The organism is Nitrospira sp. Nam74, from assembly GCF_965152615.1.
Map to the genome: position 1 here is coordinate 2453952 of NZ_OZ224220.1, position 18594 is coordinate 2472545.

An 18594-nucleotide genomic window follows, 5' to 3' on the forward strand; every position below is an offset into this window, starting at 1 on the left:
TGACGGGTCCACGTCATGAAGAAAGGAGCTCTATCATGGGAAAGGGAGTGCTCTTATGGTTTTTAGGCGTCCCATTCAGCTTGATCGTGATCCTATGGCTCGTCGGAATTCTTCGATAAGAGGGCGCGAACATTTCAACTAAGGAGGGTGTCCTATGTACGACAGAGATTATGACAGCGAGTACGCCGGGTGGTCCGCATTCGTGGCGGGCGCGCTGATCGGCGCGGGCGTGGCTCTATTGCTGGCGCCGCAAACCGGATCGGAACTCCGCGGCATGCTTCGCAGCTATGCGTCCAGGGCCAAGGACGAGGTTATGGATCGGGGTCGTGAAGCGTGGGATACGGCCATCGACCGTGGAAAAGACTATATGGAGACCGGCCGGGAGACCATGAAAGAAGCCGGGCGGACAGCACGCGAGTATATGGAAACCGGTAAAGAAGCCGTTCGTAGTGGAATGGAGAGCGGCAAGGAAGCCATTCGCAGCGGAAAAGAATCCGTCAAGGAAGCCGGCCGTGAAGCGACACAGCATCGCGGCTAATCGGCGAGCGTTTAACAAGGAGGCGCCACTATGTTGAGGAGTCTATCCGGTTTCGTGATGATCGTTGCGGTGGTCGGCCTTATCGGCTGCCAGTCGATGACGGGAAAGACGGCCGGCGAAAACATTAGCGATGCATCTATCAGTACGGCGGTGCAGAGCAAACTGACCAGTGACCGTATGTCGAACTTCACGCGCGTGGATGTCGACACCGAACGCGGTGTCGTGAACCTGAGCGGTGTGGTTCAGTCAGCAGAGCAGAAAGCCCGCGCGTCTGAATTGACGCGTCAGGTCAATGGCGTGAAGAAGGTGAACAATAACCTGCAGGTGCAGGATCATCCGGCGAAGACCGGTCGGCTCTCCGAGTAGCCGTAGCCGGCCAGCGAAAGACCCTTGGCGGTTTGGGGAGCCCACTGATGGGTTCCCCAACCTACCAAGGCTGAGTTAGAGGATATGCCGAAGAGGGTCGAGTGGTGTATTGAGATATCTCCATCAGTGCCGTCATACCTAATCAGGGATTTTTGTACCTACCACTCCCCATGGTGGTCCACACTTTCCTTCCTTAAGTGCGCATAGTCGGACTCGATCTGTTCCATTGTGGCGCATACGGCCGAACATGCCTAGACAGATATCCGACATACAACCGGATGACTGGAGCCCATTTTTGGATGAGCTCACTCGGAATAATCGTGGCCGCATTGTCTCACTTAACATTGATGGCTTAGATGCGGACGACCGCATGCAGGTGCAAGGTGTTCCACTCGAAGGTCTTGCCCTGGCATTACGCGGGAACGAAGAAGTGATTTCCATTGTCCTTCGTGAGCACACCCTTCATCACAAGGTCTATACCGTCGACCATCCTTGGCATGTGAGGTATGAACACGACGATGGAGTGGCCAGAAGTTTGCACATCGAGTCGGAGGATGGCAGGGAGACAGTCCTGAGGTTTGACCCGGTTTCGGTTCCTGAAGCCGTTCAAGGGCAAACAATTACGAATGAGCCTGGTCCAGATAGTGGCTGACACGGTTCGAGATGTCATTATTATTGGAGGCGGACTTGCCGGTTTGTCGGCCGCGATCTATTTAGGGCGGAGTCAACGCGACACTCTACTGATGGAGTCGGGACATTCGATGGCCGTGTGGGAACCCGATGTCCAGAACTATCTCGGATTTCCCGATGGCATACCGGGGTCAGTCTTGCTCAACAGGGGCCGGGCCCAAGTGAGGCGCTTCGGAGTACAGATCGTTCACGAGGAGGTCAAGGATCTTGCGAAGGAAGGAGACGTCTTTCGAGTAGACGGAACTACACGGTCTGTTTATGCGAAGCGGGTGTTATTAGCGACCGGGTTGACTCATCTACCACCCGATATCCCCGGCGTACGGGAGTGCCTCGGTCGGAGCCTCTTTTTTTGCAAGGACTGTGATGCTCTTCGGGTGAAGGGCAAATGTGTTGTGATTATCGGCTCGAACAATGACACCGTGGACTATGCGCTGAGCATGTTGGCCTATTCGCCTTGTGTCATCATCGCGACGAATGTGAAAGAGATCCGCTGGGATGTTTGCCATCATGCATGGCTACGAGAATATGACGTCATGGTCCGCCAGGATCGCATCGTCGATGTGGAACATCAGGACGGACAGATTAGGGCCTTGCATTTCGAGCGCGGACCGCGAATTCCGACGGATGCCGTTTTTACAACCAAGGGGGACGTGTATCACACGACCCTTGCCGAATGTGTCGGGGCGGAGTTGGATCAAGAGGGCCAAATCAAGATCGACCATTGTATGCACACCAGTGTGCCAGGCCTCTACGCCGCCGGATGTGTCACGCCGGCAAATTGCCAGATGATGATTGCGGCGGGGCAGGGCGCCACGGCGGCACAAGCGATCAATCGGGATCTCTTTGAGGACAGTTTACAGCGGCATGCGTTGCCGGTCGCACGGCCGACGTTCTCAGAAACGGTCTGCCGGATTGCCGATCAAGCCGATCAATGAGGACAGCGTGATACACGAACCCGGAAAAAGAAGAATTGCCGCGCTTGGAGATCTGCACTGCCCGCGTACCAGTGAGGATGTACTGAAGCCGATATTCAGCCATGTAGCCGCATGCGCGGATATCATTCTGCTCTGCGGGGATTTGACCGATTATGGCAAGCCTGAGGAAGCGAAGATCCTCGCGCAGGCGCTCTCGGTCGTGGGGCGCGTTCCTGTGCTGGCCGTCCTCGGCAACCACGATTATGAGTGCGGAGCAGCCGAGGAGGTCGAACACATCCTGTGCGACAGCGGCGTGCATGTACTGGACGGGACGTCGATCGAAATCGATGGCATCGGCTATATCGGCGTGAAGGGATTTGCGGGAGGCTTCGGCGATCGGTCGCTTCAACCATGGGGTGAGTCGGTCTTGAAGGAGTTTGTGCGTGAAGGCGTGGAGGAAGCCCTGAAGCTCGAATCGGGGTTGGCGAAAATGTCCAGCAGGCTCCGTATCGTCCTCCTTCACTATGCCCCGATACGTGCGACTGTGGAAGGCGAGCCGGCAGAGATTATTCCTTTTCTCGGTTCCAGTCGTCTGGAGGAGCCGCTGAACCGGTATGGCGTCACCGCCGTTTTCCATGGCCATGCCCATCATGGCAGTCCGGAAGGTAAAACGCGCGAGGGCGTACCCGTTTACAACGTGGCGATGCCGCTCCTGCGAACGCGGTATCCTGACCGACAGCCCGTTCGATATATCGATGTGCCGGTGAATACTGAAACGGTGGTGACATGAAGGCGCACCCCCCGCTCAATGTCCTCAATCACAATGCTCAGCACGTTTACCGTGAATCCTTGGAGCTCTTGCAGTGGTCCGACGTGCCACTTTTAGTCGGGGGCGCCTTTGCGCTCGAGTGCTATACCGGACTCGCGCGACGGACGAAGGACCTTGACATATTCGTTCGACCGGACCATGTCGAGCCCCTCCTCTCGATGCTGTCGACTGCCGGCTATCGAACCGAAATGCGTTTTACACATTGGTTAGGCAAGGCGTTCAAAGACGACCATGTCATCGACATCATCTTTGGATCGGGCAACGGCGTCTGTGCAGTCGATGAACTGTGGTTCGAGCATGCGGAGCCTGCCACGGTTCTTGGCGTCCCGGTTCGACTGATTCCAGCAGAAGAGATGCTGTGGTCAAAGGCCTTCGTGATGGAGCGGGAACGCTACGATGGAGGGGACATTGCTCACCTATTGCGCGCTCGAGGCAAGACTTTGGATTGGTCCCGGGTCCTGTACCGTTTTCACAGTCATTGGCGGGTGCTTCTCAGTCATGTGATTCTGTTCGGCTTTATCTATCCCGGCCATCGCCTCACGGTTCCAAAGTGGCTCATGGATGAATTGATGCATCGTCTGCAACGAGAAATGACATCTTTGCCGGTTGACGATCGTCTCTGTCAAGGCACCCTTCTCTCATGGTCGCAGTATTTGAGCCACATGCAGCAAGGGAACTATGAGGATGCTCGGCATGCACCGCGGGGCAACCTGACCGCCCAAGAGACACGGCGAATAACAGAGACGATGAGGATGGATGAGGATGGAAGAAGCCGGTGATGGGGTACGAGGTACGGGACAATGGTTCGGTCAAGAAGGGTGCCTTACACCTCAGCCCAATATCTCTATACCTCTCAAGGAGGACCCCATGGTGGACAAAAGCGTGAAAAAGGTCAGCTCAGGGTATTCCCCCAAAGGGGACATGGGTCAAAAATATCTGGCCTCCGGGAAGGGAGTATCGATGCGATTATGGGAAGAGGAGCCGGCAGGCACGCTAAAGCCGCCCACGCAGCGTGAATATGAAGTGGTGGGCTATGTGATCAAAGGGCGGGCTGAACTGCAGATCGAAGGACAGACCGTCTTGCTCGAACCCGGGGATTCGTGGGTCGTTCCGAAGGGGTCGTCGCACAGTTACACGATCTTGGAGCCCTTGACTGCGGTGGAAGCGACGGCTCCGCCAGCACAGGTTCACGGTCGTGATGAATAGCCGGTTGCGGAAAACGGCGTTCAGCAGCATGCTCGCCTCAGAAAAATACTCAGCGTAACCGAGACCCTCGCCTAGGGTTTTATTCGGTTGCGGCCTTGCTGGGGCGCCATGTTGAGCAGCCGTTACAATAATGACCGGCTGAGGAGTTGATAGGCTGATCCATTCTATGTTCAGCACTCAGCACCTGGAACAAAGTGAGGTGATACATGTTGAACGATTATCGCTATATGACACTTATTGGACGCATTCTCCTGGGCGCTATTTTTCTCATGTCCGGGTTCGGGAAAATCGCCGATCCACAGGGAACCCAGCACTACATGCAGGCGATGGGAATGACGTGGGCGACGACGCTCTTTTATGTCGGCGCCATTATCCTCGAGGTTGGTGGCGGCTTGTCCCTGCTTCTTGGCTATTGGACGAGAGCGGGTGCGGCGGCGCTTCTCCTGTTTATGATCCCCACGACACTGCTGTTTCATACGAATTTCGCAGACCAGAATCAAATGATCCACTTCCTCAAAAATCTGGCCATGTGCGGCGGCCTTTTATATGTGGCCACTTACGGGGCGGGACCACTGAGCCTGGATGCCTACCTCGGCGGACCAACCACGGAGCCGGCTTTCAACATCGGTGTGCGGCAGGATGAGCGCACACGTCGGCGAGCGTGATCACAGGATGGCATGTGATGTTCATTCGTAGGCTCGAATCGGCAGTAAAGAGAAGGGAATAGCCATGTCGCACGTGTTGCCAATACAGACACCAAGGAGCATTGACGATATATGGGGTGAACGGACACCGACCGTCAATCAGCAATGGCCCGTCCGGGTCGACAGCCATCTTCAGGAAGAGCCCGAGCAGTGGGTGCAGTCCTGTTGCTTGTTGTGCTCCAACGGATGCGGCCTGGACATCGGCACAAAAGATGGGCGCATTGTCGGCGTGCGTGGACGCGAGGATGATCGTGTGAACCATGGTCGTCTGGGTCCCAAGGGGCTGCATGGCTGGGCCGCCAACCATAGCCCGGATCGCTTGACGCACCCCCTTGTTCGTGAGAGCGGGCGATTTCGTGCCACGACGTGGGATGAGGCCATGGATCTGATCGTTCGCCGTTCGAAAGACATCATGGATCGGCACACGGCAAGCGCCGTCGGATTTTACACGAGCGGCCAGCTCTTTCTGGAGGAGTACTACACGCTGGCCGTCATCGGGAAGGCAGGCATCGGCACGCCGCACATGGATGGGAATACTCGCTTGTGCACCGCAACCTCTGCCTTTGCCTTGAAGGAATCGTTTGGAAGTGATGGACAGCCGGGATCGTACCGGGACATTGATAGCACGGATGCCCTCCTTCTGGTCGGACATAATATGGCGTCGCAACAAACGGTGCTGTGGATGCGGATCCTCGATCGTCGTCGAGGCCCAAATCCTCCGAAGCTGATCGTGATCGATCCGCGTCGAACGGATACGGCGAAGGAAGCTGATGTGCATTTGGCGCCCAGAGTGGGAACCAACGTCGCGGTGCTGAACGGCTTGCAACACCTATTGATTCGCACTGGACATATCGATCACGCATTTATTGATGCCCACACCGTTGGGTATGAAGAGGTTCAAGAAGCCGTCGCACACTGGACGCCCGCGCGGGTGGAAGAGGTGACAGGCATCCCGCAGCGGGATCTCATGAAGGCTGCCACCATCATTGGGGAAAGTCCGTCGCTCGTTTCTACGGTCTTGCAGGGCGTCTATCAGTCGATGCAAGCCACCGCCGCATCGATTCAAGTCAATAACATCCATCTGCTGCGTGGCGTGATCGGCAAGCCGGGCAGCGGAGTGTTACAGATGAACGGGCAGCCGACCGCCCAGAATACCCGGGAAACCGGCGCGAATGGGGATATGCCGGGATTTCGAAATTGGGAGAACCAAGCGCATCTCAACGATCTGGCCCGCCTCTGGAACATCGACCCCTTGAAGTTGCCGACCTGGGCTCCGCCCACCCATGCCATGCAGATCTTCCGGTATGCCGAAGAAGGCTCTCTCAAGATGCTGTGGATCAATGGAACGAATCCGGCCATCTCTCTGCCGGAACTCGGACGTATCCGCCATATCTTAAAGAAGTCGGACCTGTTTCTCGTGGTGGCGGACGCTTTTGAGACGGAGACGACCGAGTACGCGGATGTCATTTTGCCGGCTGCGCTCTGGGGTGAAAAGACGGGATGCTTTACCAATGTCGATCGCACGGTGCACATCAGCCATAAGGCCATCGACCCTCCGGGGCAGGCGAGGTCGGATCTCGATATATTACTGGACTATGCTCGCCGCATGGACTTCCGGGACAAGGACGGCGAGCCGTTGATCAAATGGACAACCCCCGAAGAGGCGTTCGAAGCATGGAAAACATGCTCGCGAGGCCGACCATGCGATTACAGCGGGCTGACTTATCAAAAACTCAGCGGGAGGTCGGGCATCCAGTGGCCATGCAATGAAACGTTCCCGGATGGAGCGGAACGTCTCTATACGGATCACATCTTTAATACACAGGCAGACTACTGTGAAACATTCGGGCACGATCTCACAACCGGCGCGGTGAACACGGAGCAGGAGTATCGCGCGCGCGACCCGCGGGGCAGGGCCGTTCTTCATGGCGTGGACTATCAGCCGCCACATGAAACCCCGGATGAGAACTATCCGCTCTGGCTGACCACCGGACGCATCGTCTATCACTGGCACACACGCACGAAGACCGGCCGTATAAAAGAACTGAATGAAGCGGCGCCTGACGCCTTTGTTCAAATCTCCGAGGAGGATGCCGGTCGTCTGGGCATCCGGGAAGGAGACATGGTGGAAGTCGAGTCGCGCCGGGGGCGTATCAGCGCCCCGGCTCGTCTCGGCGACATTATTCTCGGTCATCTTTTCGTTCCCTTTCATTACGGCTATTGGGATGACCCCGATCGGTCACGCGCTGCGAATGAGCTCACGCTGACGGAGTGGGATCCCGTTAGCAAACAGCCCTACTTCAAGCATGCTGCCGTTCGCGCCAGAAAAGCGGAGCGGGAATCGGCAACCGCGCGGATGGCCGAGGTGGTGGCCCACGCCATGGACGAAGTCAGGACGCTTTCGAAAGAGACGACCCAATTACCGGCGAAGGTGAGAAAGGCCGCTTTCTCAGCCACAGGCGAGCGACCCGTGGCCCTCTATTTAGGATTACTCCACCGAAGCGAAGAGCATTTGGCGGAAGCCTTTAAGAACGTAGCGGCACACCATACGGCCGAGCCGGACATCGATGCGACCTGTACACTGATGGCAACTTGGTCAACCCGGCACGTGGAGAAGATCAAGCCATTCATTGAGCGATACCATGAAGAACGGAGCCGTGAGCCGGACCGTTTACGAAAGGCACTTTTTGAAGGACCGCGCTCAGGAGGCATTGGCTTGTTACGGGATCTTCATGATCTCTGGCTGGCGGCATCAGAAGTGTACCTCAGTTATGAAGCACTAGAACAGGCTGCTAAGGCATTGCGTGATAAACGGTTGCTTGCCGCGTGCGAAACGCTTCATGGCGAGACAGAACGGCAGATGGCGTGGTTGCGCACCCGAATCGATCAAGCCGCGCCACAAGCGCTGACTGTCACGTAGCGCCGATGAAGAATTGTTTGGCGAAGATGAAGACGCAAGTACAAGCAGGGTGATCTATGCAACCACATGTGTGGATTGGCCGTGTTGCCGGCGTTGCCATCGGCATTCACTACAGTTGGATTCTCATCGCGACGTTGATCACGTTGTCCCTCGGAGCGCATTTTGCCGAGGTGAATCCGCAGTGGACATTCGCAGTCGTCTGGTCGGCGGCGGTCGTCACGGGGCTCTTATTCTTTGCGTCCATTGTCGTTCATGAGCTTGGGCATGCTCTTGTCGCGAGGGCGCGAGGTCTGCCGGTTCGTTCCATCACCTTGTTTGCTCTCGGAGGCGTGGCGTCGATTGAAAAGGATGCAGGCGATGCAAAGACCGAGTTCTGGATGGGCATCGCGGGGCCATTGACCAGTGTGGCGATCGGCATACTCTGCACCGGTCTCGCCTCGGCTCTCGGATGGGGGGCAGATCTCACCCCGGCGAATCCTCCTGTGGCCGTATTGGTATGGCTCGGGTACATCAATTTTACTGTCGCGGTCTTCAATATGATTCCGGGCTTCCCGTTGGATGGGGGCCGAGTCTTACGCGCTGCTATTTGGTGGATCACGGGGAATGCCGACCGTTCGACACGGATTGCCGCTCGCATTGGCCAAGGCGTCGCACTCTTCTTCATCGCCTTTGGTGTGTGGCAATTCTTCAGCGGGTCAGGATTCAATAGTTTATGGATTGCGCTGATCGGATGGTTTTTGCTCGATGCGGCGGGAGCGGCCTACATGCAAACCGAAGTGGTCGCTGGCCTGCAAGGGTTGCGTGTGCGGGACATCATGTCAGACGACTGCCTCCGTGTCGATGCCCGCATGTCGTTGCAAACATTCGCCGATCACTATTTGTTGCGCACCGGGCAACGCTGTTTCGTGGTTGAGGACAACGGCCGGGTCGCGGGACTCATGACCCCAGCCGACCTCAAGTACGTCGATCGAGGACGCTGGAATCAGACGACGATTGAAGCAGTCATGCGTCCGTTGAAGCATCTGCGCACCGTCTCCCCGGATACACCGGTCATCGATGCCTTGCTGGCCATGGGGCGTGACGATGTCAATCAATTGCCGGTGATGACAAACGGCCGCATGGAAGGGATCCTGTCTCGAGGCCGAATTCTGCAGGTCCTGCAGGCGAGGACCGAACTGAGCATGTGAGCAGTGGGCTCACAAAAGGACTCGAGCTACGTTTCAATGGCGCGTCTTTTGGCGCGTACGTCCGAATCCGAGCCGTTCGAGCGGCATTGGCAGACGGTGTGCAGAGCAATGTGCAAGTCGGGACCCAGAGAAGGGATGGTGTGTATTGGAGCGGCGAGTCCTGAGACATCTTGCACATGAAACAGGGCGATGGCAGCAAAGGCGTAAGCGTCAGGCGACGATTTCCGATGCCCTTCAATCGGCGAAAACCGCGGGGTTGCGATATGTCACCGACACGGGCCCGGGCATTCGTCGGAAGAAAGTGGGGACCGGGATGATCTATACCGACCCCGACGGGAATATCATTCGAGACACCGAAGTGCTGGCCCGAATCAAGTCACTCGCGATCCCCCCTGCGTGGCGGGAGGTGTGGATCTGTCCCATCCCCCATGGTCATGTGCAGGCGACCGGCCTCGATGCCAAAGGGCGAAAACAATATCGGTATCATGCTCGATGGCGCGAAGTCCGAGATGAAACCAAGTATGAGCGCCTGGTCATCTTTGCGAAGGTGTTGCCGAAGATTCGGGAACGCGTCGATGCGGACCTTGCGAGGCCCGGGCTTCCGCGCGAAAAAATCCTGGCGACGGTCGTGCGATTGTTGGAAACGACGTTGATTCGCGTCGGGAATGAGGAATATGCCCGCCAGAATGACTCATTTGGTTTGACCACGATGCGGGACCGGCATGTGAATGTGTCGGGCGCCACCCTGAAGTTTGTATTTCGAGGTAAGAGTGGTGTCAAACATGCGATTGACCTGACCGATCGGCGGCTGGCGAACATCGTGAAGAAAAGCCAAGACCTGCCCGGCTATGAATTGTTTCAATACATCGACGAGAACGGGACCATTCGTTCAATCGATGCCTCCGATGTGAATGCCTATCTAAAAGAGACGACCGGCGAAGAATTTACAGCAAAAGATTTTAGAACATGGGCAGGGACCGTGCTGGCTGCCAGGGCGCTGCAGGAATTTGAGACCTTCGATTCACAAGCACAGGCCAAGCGCAATGTCATCCAGGCAATTGAATCCGTGGCGAAGCGGTTGGGCAATACGAAGGCGGTGTGCCGTAAATGTTATATCCATCCGGCCGTCATTACACAGTACATGGACGGTGCGTTGTTGGACATGCTGAACCGTCGCGTGAAAAAGGAATTCATGCACTCGCTTCACCACCTCTCTGCGGAGGAGGCCGCAGTCTTAACATTGCTTCAGCAGCGTCTGAAGCGGGAGGCAGAAGGCGCCAAGGGAGCCCGGCACGACAAACGGTCGCTGAGCCGATTGCTCAAGCAATCGCTAACAAAGGCAAAGAAGGAGCGATGCGGGTGAATACCACTGATACCCACCGACGTGGTGAGAGATCCGTCCCGTCTCCACAGCCCACGATCGGCAGTCAGGACAGGCGTCTCGAGCTTGGAGCGCGGGTGTGTAAAGAAGGTGTAAGGTTTCGCGTGTGGGCCCCAAAGCGGCAGCATGTGGACGTCTGGCTGGAGGAGACCGAGAAGGCTGTGCCGTTACAAAAGGACGAGAGGGGGTACTTTGCCGGGCTGCTGCCCGAAGCGGAAACCGGTATGCACTATCGGTACCGCCTCGATGGTGAAGGACTGTATCCCGATCCTTGCTCCCGGTATCAACCCGACGGACCGCATGGACCCTCTCTCATCGTGGACCCAGGACAATATGCATGGCATGACGGACAGTGGTCCGGAGTCGAGATGCATGGACAGGTGATATATGAGCTGCACATTGGCACCTTCACTCCTGAAGGAACGTTTGATGCGGCGGTCCGTGAATTAGAGGATCTCAAAGGATTGGGCATCACGGTGCTCGAGGTCATGCCGGTGGGCGAATTTCCGGGTCGCTGGAACTGGGGTTATGATGGAGTCGGCCTCTACGCACCGGCCCACGTGTACGGCGACCCGGAGGCATTCAAGCGGTTCGTCGATGCCGCGCATGGGCACGGACTCGCGGTGGTCCTTGACGTGGTGTACAACCACCTCGGCCCGGATGGCAATTATCTAACCGCCTATGGCGACGAGTATTTCACCGATCGTTATAAAAATGATTGGGGCGCGGCGATTAATTTCGATGGCACACGCTCCCGTGAGGTGCGCGAATTTTTCATTCAGAACGCATGCTACTGGATCGGCGAATGCCACGTCGACGGATTGCGAATCGATGCGACCCAGGATATCCATGACGCCGGTCCGGTCCACATCCTGGCGGAGCTGTCCTGCCGCACCCGTGAAGCGGCCGGTTCGCGCTCCATCATCCTTATCGGTGAAAATGAGCCCCAGGACGTCCGCTTGATCGCTCCCGTTGAACAAGGAGGATGCGGTTTGGATGCGCTATGGAATGATGATTTTCACCACACTGCCCGGGTCGCACTCACCGGCCGGCGTGAAGCCTACTATACGGATTATCGCGGCTGTGCACAGGAAGTCCTCTCCGCGGTGAAGCGCGGTTTTCTCTATCAGGGCCAGCGCTACGAATGGCAAGGCAAGCCGCGTGGCTCCGCGGTGACGACGGAACCGGGCTCCGCCTTTGTCTTCTTTATTCAAAACCACGATCAGGTGGCCAATCATCTACAAGGAGAGCGCATCCATGCGTTAACCAATCCATCCCGATACAGGGTCCTGGCTGCGCTCATGCTGTTAGCGCCGGAAACGCCGATGTTGTTCATGGGCCAGGAGTTCGCGGCGTCGACTCCGTTCGTCTTTTTCGCGGATCATCGAAAGGACCTTGCAGGGCTCGTGCATCGTGGCCGCCGCCAATTCCTGGCGCAGTTTCCCAGTTACGGATCCCCTGAGGCGCAGGACCACGTTCTGGACCCCGCAGAAGGCGACGCATTCCAGCGGTCGAAACTCGACCGATCCGAGCGTCGCCGACATCATCGTGACTATCAATTCCATCAAGACCTGCTGCGCATCCGCCGGGAAGATCCTGTGATCGCCGCACAGCGGCGCGATCGTCTCGATGGGGCTGTGTTGAGTGCTGATGCTCTCATCGTTCGTTTCTTCGGGGAGGCCGATGACGACCGTCTGCTCCTGCTCAACTGGGGACAAGACCTGCCGTACTCTCCGGCGCCTGAGCCGCTACTGGCGCCTGTGCCCGGTCGCGAGTGGCGCCTGCGTTGGTCCAGCGACCATCCCGATTATGGCGGTCCCGGAGTCGTCAATCCGTGTACCGACCGCGGCTGGAGGTTACCGGCGGCGACCGCCACGCTCTTCTCGGCAGAACCTACAGTGAGGTAAGGCGTTGCGAGGCTGCATCCTAGCGCTGACGGCGCTCGTCTTGTTCGGGTGTGCCGGAGAGAAGGGCCACAAGGAGGCTCCCGCTCAGGTCATCCGATCCGCCATTATTCTTGTGCCCGGATACTACGGGACGCGGCTGATGCGGGTGTCGGATGGCGCGTTGATCTGGATTTCAGTGACTCAGGCGGTCTTCGGCGATGTGCCGCTCACGCTAACGGTCCCGGGACTTGGTCTTCACGACGCAATCCCGCTGCAGCCCGATGGCATGCTGGAGAATATTCCCATTGTCCCGCTGATGTATGCCGTCGACGGCTATGGTTCAATGCGGACGGCGTTGGAAACATATGGTCTGGATCGCGCGAGCATTGTCCCCTTTTCCTATGATTGGCGTGACGATGTGATGGCGAACGTGCGGAAGCTCTCCGCAGTCATCGAAGATCTTCGCATGGCCGGCACGACGGATATCCGGTTGGTGGCCCATAGTATGGGTGGTCTGCTGACCGCCTATTATCTTCGTTATGGCACACAAGATCTCGATCAGGCCGTGGAAACGTGGGAAGGGGCATCCCACGTCGATGGTGTGGTATTGGTCGGTGTCCCGTTCAAGGGAACAATGATCGCGTTCCGGAACAGTCAATGCGGCGTGACGATCGGGCTGAATCGAACATTACTGCAACCCACCGCCGTGGCATCGTTCCCAGCGACGTACTATCTCCTCCCGGCCATGGAGACCGACGTGCTCTTGACTGCAACCGTTGCACCGATCATTGGCGCGATTCGAAACGGAAAGAATTGGACCGCGCATCGATGGGGATTGCTTAAGCCGGCATCGTTGCCGGAGGATGTAGCCGCCCGTCGTGAAGCATATACGCTGAAATGGCTCGCACAGTCGAAGCGGTTTTCAGCGCTCCTGCACAGCCCCGTCACGACTCACACCCCGCTGCCCCTCCCGCTGCTGTCCATCACGGGAAGGGGCCGCCCCACCCTGGCAACCGGGATCTGGGATCAGCATCAAGCAGTGGATACAGCCTCCTTGATCTTCGACGACGGCACGCTGAAGAAGGCAGTGCCTCAAGCCGACCCAACAATACTGTTCAAGGATGGCGACGGGACGGTGACCACCGAGTCGGCCATGCTGCCACTGCCCTATGCGCAGGTGTTCGGCGTGACTCACCACCAATATGATGCCGGGCATACGGAATTGATGACCCGGCCGGCGATCCAAGAAGACATCATTGCATTTCTGTCGGGAAGTCGGAGGACATCGTGACCCAACGGACGGCCCCGTCCTTGCTGCCGATCCTCGCGTTTCCTTGGCATGCCGACCAGGATCCGGCGGCCCTGTTGGACCGTGAATGGCTCGTCACGAATGGCCTCGGTGGCTATGCCTCCGGGACAGTCAGAGGCGTTGCCACCCGACGGCATCATGGCCTCTTTGTGCCCGATCTTCCGGCCCCGCAGGGGCGCACGATGATGTTGCCGCGCGTCGATGAGGCGGTGGAGGTCGGCGGGCGATGGGTGCTGCTAAACGGGGCCCAATACACCGACGGGCGCATTGAGGGAGAGGGCCCTCGGTTTCTTAGAGAATTTCGGTGGGAAGGCCAAACACCGGTCTGGCTGTTCGACCTTGAGGGGTGCCATCTCGAAAAGCGCGTCATCATGCCCTACGGATACAACACGGTCTACATCGAGTATGTGATGTTGGCAGGAGGTCCCGTTCGATTACAGTTGCGTCCTTTCGTGGTACATCACGGGCACGATGCCTCGCTCGCTACCACCGGGGAGCCCCACTCTTGGCTCACCGTGAAACGCGGCCGCTATGAAGTGCAATGGGGTGACGACACGCCGGCCATGAAGTTGGCCGTGCGCCCACACCAGGGCGTCTTTGTCGCCGACGACATCAGTGAGAAAGTGTACTATCGCGTGGAAAAGGACCGCGGGTATCCCCACGTTGAAAATGTGTTCAGCCCCGGGTATTTCAGTATGGCGCTCGATGCGCAAGAATCATTAGCGCTTGTCGCTAGTACCGAGGTATGGGAATCCCTAGAGTTGGACGCGTGGGCCATTCGAGAGGCCGAGCATCGCCGCCTCGAACAATTGATGAGCCGCGCACCGGACGAGGCCCGGCAGGACATTGCTCCGCACCTCGTTCTCGCGGCGGATCAGTTTATCGTGGTCCCGGCCAGCCGTGTTGATGAACAAATTCTGGCCCGGGCATCCGGCCATGATGTTCGTACTGTCATTGCCGGCTACCATTGGTTCACCGATTGGGGTCGTGACACCATGATCAGTCTGGAGGGGTTGACCCTCTGCACCGGCCGCCATGAGGAAGCCAAGGCAATCCTATGGACCTTTTCTCGGTATGTGAAAGACGGCCTTATGCCGAATCTTTTTCCCGAGGGACAGCGATCAGCCTTGTATCACACCGCCGACGCCACACTCTGGTACTTCCATGCGCTGGATCGCTATCTTGAGGCGACGCAAGACCGTGAGACGCTCGAAGCGCTGTTTCCGATTCTCGCCTCCATACTCGAGCATCACGTGAAGGGCACTGATTTTGGCATTGGTTTGGACGATCGGGACGGATTGTTGAAAGCCGGCGCCGAGGGGTATCAATTGACCTGGATGGATGCCAAGTGTGAGGGCTGGGTGGTGACACCACGGCGTGGAAAGCCGGTGGAGATTCAAGGTCTCTGGTACAACGCGTTGCGACTGATGGCGTCCTGGGGAGACATGTTAGGACAGCGGTCCGAACAGTGGACCGCCCTTGCAGAACGTGCGTTCACGTCTTTCAATACACGGTTTTGGTATGAGCCGGGCCACTATTTGTACGATGTCATCGACGGTGAAGGCGGAGACGATAGGAGTTTGAGGCCGAATCAAATCTTTGCCGTCTCGCTGCGATTTCCCCTACTGGCGCAAGACCGATGGGCATCTGTGGTTGAGAAGGTGTCGCGAGAATTATTGACTCCCGTCGGATTGCGTAGTCTAGCGCGCGGTCATCTTGATTATAAGCCGGCATACTGTGGCGATCTCCGTGCACGGGACGCAGCCTATCACCAAGGCACCGTGTGGGCGTGGCTGATCGGACACTATATAGATGCCTGGCTTAAGGTCCACGGTGACAAGGGCGCAGCACGAACCATGTTGAAGGGATTTGAGCAACACCTACGAGATGCGGGCGTGGGCACGATCAGCGAGATCTTCGACGCCGAGGCGCCGTACCATCCGCGCGGCTGTATCGCACAGGCGTGGAGCGTGGCCGAAGTGTTGCGAGCATATGTGAAGACTGCGCGGTGATGGGCCGAGCACCGCGCAGTCTGAACATCCGCGAGTACTGGAATAGCAATTACCATGTCGCTCCCATTCGATGAACAGAGCCGGATCAGTCGCGAGGGGGGGCGAGCGTCACGATGAAACTATGTAAGGAGTGAACCGTCATCGTTGTTGGGCCTTGCAGCGACGCCTGAGTCAGCGTTGTGCTGCTGGTAGGTGGTTTCCATTCGTGTCTTAATAACGGTGAGGAAAAAAAGAGTGAGGAGAGCAAGCAAAGGAGGAAAACCATGAAGATGCTGACGAGTTTGCTGACTGTAGCAGTACTCCCCGTAGTGGTTCTTGTCGGGTGTGAGTCGGGCCGCGGCACCCAGAGCGCGTCCGGGGGGGCGCCACCGGCGGCCCGGTATTCTTCGGCCGATCAGGAACGGGCAGTCGTCAACGAAATGAACCTGAATCGTCCTGGCCCTATCGGGCAGAAATCGGCGAGCGCCCAGGATAATGAAGCAATCCGCGAGTCGATGGCCAACAAGCCGATTCGTGAACGGCAGACCCAATCCTCGACGTCGACGACGAATGAGATGGCCGGGGGGAAGGCCCTTCCTCGTGCCAGTGGGCAGGGGATGAGCGGGCAGTCCGAATCCATGGCCATGGAACAGCAGCCCTCTGTGATCGAGGAACGAACGGTGGTTATTGTTCCGGTGGAGCCTCGAGAACAAGCGATGATTGAACCGCGTGACCGGTCGTCGGAGGAAGTGGGTCTGCGGCAAGGAGCGGAATCAAGTATGCCGGGATCCGATGTGAACGTCGCTGAGATCGCTCCGTATGAGCCGGACTTCCGCCAGAATTATGAAGCGAACTATGCGAATTCCGGGTATGGATATGATCAGTATCGTCCTGCGTACCAGTATGGATTCGGTCTGGCGAAGGATCCACGGTACACGACGATGGACTGGAATGACGTCGAAATGCGCGCTCACCGCAATTGGAACGAGGGCACCATGGGACCGTGGGATCGCTATAAAGATGCGGTTCACTATGGATGGGAGCGTGGTCGGGAAGTGGGCCCGGGTCGAGGGTAAATCGACGCGCGCGCTCGAACCGGTAGGCCCGGTTCGAGCGCGTCGTAACGGCAACGGGACGCATAAGCATCTCTACGCGACCGACCTTTCTTAGAACCTCTGCCGAACATCGTGCTGCAAAAACCTTGTCCAATTCGTACCGAGAGCCGTCCTCGGGAGGCGTCGCCTGAGCGAAGATCACGAACCACCCCATGATCCAGAGGATCAGCGCGTGCCCATGACCGATCTCGTCGCGGCCCGCTCCCAGATGGCGATGTCGCTGGGCTTTCACATCATTTTCGCCGCGATCGGCATTGCCATGCCGTTGCTGATGACGATCGCGGAGTGGAGATGGCTGCGAACCCGTGATGGCCTGTATCTGAGCCTAACCAAGCGATGGGCAAAGGGCACGGCGATCCTGTTCGCTGTGGGTGCGGTGTCGGGTACCGTGCTTTCATTTGAGTTAGGTCTGCTGTGGCCTTCATTCATGAATTGGGCGGGGCCCCTGATCGGCCCACTCTTCGCCCTCGAAGGGTTTGCGTTTTTTACGGAAGCCATTTTTCTCGGGTTGTATTTGTATGGCTGGAACCATCTGCCCCCGCGCACGCATCTCGCGATGGGAATGATCGTCGCACTGAGTGGAGTGGCGTCGGCCATTGCGGTGGTAACCGCGAACGCGTGGATGAATACGCCCACCGGCTTCGACCTGATTGAAGGACGTCCGGTGGCCGTTGACCCAATTGCCGCCATGCGCAATCCGCATGCGGCCAATGAAACGATCCACATGGTGTTGGCCGCATTCGCTGCGACAGGCTTTGCGGTCGCAGGCATTCATGCCTATTTGCTCCTTCGCGATCGGAGCAATGCGCTTCACCGGCGGGCGCTGGAAATAGCCCTGATCGTAGGAGGCGTAGCCACCGTCATGCAGCCGATTAGCGGCGATGTCTTGGCAAGGGCGGTTGCGCACCATCAGCCGGCAAAGCTTGCTGCGTTCGAGGCACTCTTTCGCACTCAAGAAGGTGCTTCGTTTGTTCTTGGTGGGCTTCCCGATGCGGATCGGCAGGAGGTGCGGTACGGGATTGAAATTCCATATGCATTGAGCCTCCTGCTCTATCATGATCCGCATGCCCCTGTGACGGGGCTCGATGCGATACCGCGAGAGGACTGGCCGCCGGTGGCGGTCGTGCATCTGGCCTTTCAAGTCATGGTCGCGGCGGGGTTCGTCATGATGGGAGTTGTCCTGTGGGCAGGGTGGCGGAGCTGGCGCCAGCATGCCTTGGAACATGACACGGCACTGCTCAGGGCTCTGGTGCTTGCCGCGCCGCTGGGATTTATTGCGATCGAGGCGGGATGGGTCGTCACAGAAGTAGGCCGGCAGCCATGGATTATCTATGGCGTGATGCGAACGAGCGAGGCCATCACGCCGATGCCGGGACTGACGATTCCCTTCGCCACGTTTACGCTTCTGTATGGCGTCCTGGGTCTGGTCGTCGTGTGGTTGCTGAAACGACACATCGCGGCTACCGCAGCAGGGAATCAGAATTCACAGTTAAAAATGCACCATTAAAGATGTGAGAAGCGGTTTCCGTCAGTGTTGCGTTTATAATTTTCAACTTTG

Annotated in this window: 16 protein-coding genes; all 16 read left to right on the forward strand. The window is 57.6% G+C overall.

Annotated features, from left to right (window positions below; genetic code table 11):
- The first annotated feature begins 154 nt into the window (after positions 1 to 154).
- The 16 genes from ACWHYZ_RS11570 (at position 155) to ACWHYZ_RS11645 (ending at position 18543) form a co-directional block, all read left to right on the forward strand.
- Positions 155 to 538: a YtxH domain-containing protein gene (locus tag ACWHYZ_RS11570; protein WP_447987398.1), complete on the forward strand. Its 384-nt coding sequence runs from the start codon at positions 155 to 157 to the stop codon at positions 536 to 538.
- A gap of 30 nt (positions 539 to 568) precedes the next feature.
- Positions 569 to 904 (forward strand): BON domain-containing protein, encoded by a 336-nt coding sequence (locus ACWHYZ_RS11575; RefSeq protein ID WP_447987399.1) that lies wholly within the window; start codon positions 569 to 571, stop codon positions 902 to 904.
- A 247-nt stretch (positions 905 to 1151) separates the two neighbouring features.
- Positions 1152 to 1556: a DUF5335 family protein gene (locus ACWHYZ_RS11580; RefSeq protein WP_447987400.1), complete on the forward strand. Its 405-nt coding sequence runs from the start codon at positions 1152 to 1154 to the stop codon at positions 1554 to 1556.
- A complete protein-coding gene (locus tag ACWHYZ_RS11585) occupies positions 1549 to 2529 on the forward strand; it encodes an NAD(P)/FAD-dependent oxidoreductase (protein ID WP_447987401.1) in 981 nt (326 codons plus the stop codon). The genes ACWHYZ_RS11580 and ACWHYZ_RS11585 overlap by 8 nt, the downstream gene beginning before the upstream one ends.
- Before the next feature lie 7 nt (positions 2530 to 2536).
- Positions 2537 to 3298: a metallophosphoesterase family protein gene (locus tag ACWHYZ_RS11590; RefSeq protein WP_447987402.1), complete on the forward strand. Its 762-nt coding sequence runs from the start codon at positions 2537 to 2539 to the stop codon at positions 3296 to 3298.
- Entirely contained in the window at positions 3295 to 4116 is an 822-nt protein-coding gene (locus tag ACWHYZ_RS11595) for a nucleotidyltransferase family protein (protein ID WP_447987403.1), read from the forward strand. The genes ACWHYZ_RS11590 and ACWHYZ_RS11595 overlap by 4 nt, the downstream gene beginning before the upstream one ends.
- A gap of 88 nt (positions 4117 to 4204) precedes the next feature.
- A complete protein-coding gene (locus ACWHYZ_RS11600; protein WP_447987404.1) occupies positions 4205 to 4543 on the forward strand; it encodes a cupin domain-containing protein in 339 nt (112 codons plus the stop codon).
- A 206-nt stretch (positions 4544 to 4749) separates the two neighbouring features.
- The gene (locus ACWHYZ_RS11605; protein ID WP_447987405.1) at positions 4750 to 5208 is read left to right on the forward strand and encodes a DoxX family protein; all 459 of its coding nucleotides are present in this window, start codon (positions 4750 to 4752) and stop codon (positions 5206 to 5208) included.
- 64 nt (positions 5209 to 5272) lie between these two features.
- Entirely contained in the window at positions 5273 to 8167 is a 2895-nt protein-coding gene (locus ACWHYZ_RS11610; RefSeq protein WP_447987406.1) for a molybdopterin oxidoreductase family protein, read from the forward strand.
- A gap of 56 nt (positions 8168 to 8223) precedes the next feature.
- Complete coding sequence (locus ACWHYZ_RS11615) at positions 8224 to 9354, forward strand: site-2 protease family protein (RefSeq protein WP_447987407.1); 1131 nt, start codon at positions 8224 to 8226, stop codon at positions 9352 to 9354.
- A gap of 220 nt (positions 9355 to 9574) precedes the next feature.
- A complete protein-coding gene (locus ACWHYZ_RS11620) occupies positions 9575 to 10717 on the forward strand; it encodes a DNA topoisomerase IB (protein WP_447987571.1) in 1143 nt (380 codons plus the stop codon).
- A complete protein-coding gene (gene treZ / locus ACWHYZ_RS11625; protein WP_447987408.1) occupies positions 10714 to 12642 on the forward strand; it encodes a malto-oligosyltrehalose trehalohydrolase in 1929 nt (642 codons plus the stop codon). The genes ACWHYZ_RS11620 and treZ overlap by 4 nt, the downstream gene beginning before the upstream one ends.
- Positions 12643 to 12646: 4 nt before the next feature.
- A complete protein-coding gene (locus ACWHYZ_RS11630) occupies positions 12647 to 13912 on the forward strand; it encodes a lipase/acyltransferase domain-containing protein (protein ID WP_447987409.1) in 1266 nt (421 codons plus the stop codon).
- Positions 13909 to 15942 carry an amylo-alpha-1,6-glucosidase gene (locus ACWHYZ_RS11635; protein ID WP_447987410.1) on the forward strand — a complete coding sequence of 678 codons (2034 nt, stop codon included), beginning with the start codon at positions 13909 to 13911 and terminating at the stop codon, positions 15940 to 15942. Before ACWHYZ_RS11630 ends, ACWHYZ_RS11635 begins: the two co-directional genes overlap by 4 nt.
- A 263-nt stretch (positions 15943 to 16205) precedes the next feature.
- Positions 16206 to 16997, forward strand: a complete 792-nt coding sequence (locus tag ACWHYZ_RS11640; protein ID WP_447987411.1) for a hypothetical protein — start codon at positions 16206 to 16208, stop codon at positions 16995 to 16997.
- A gap of 217 nt (positions 16998 to 17214) precedes the next feature.
- Positions 17215 to 18543, forward strand: a complete 1329-nt coding sequence (locus tag ACWHYZ_RS11645; protein WP_447987572.1) for a cytochrome ubiquinol oxidase subunit I — start codon at positions 17215 to 17217, stop codon at positions 18541 to 18543.
- The last annotated feature ends 51 nt before the right edge of the window (positions 18544 to 18594 follow it).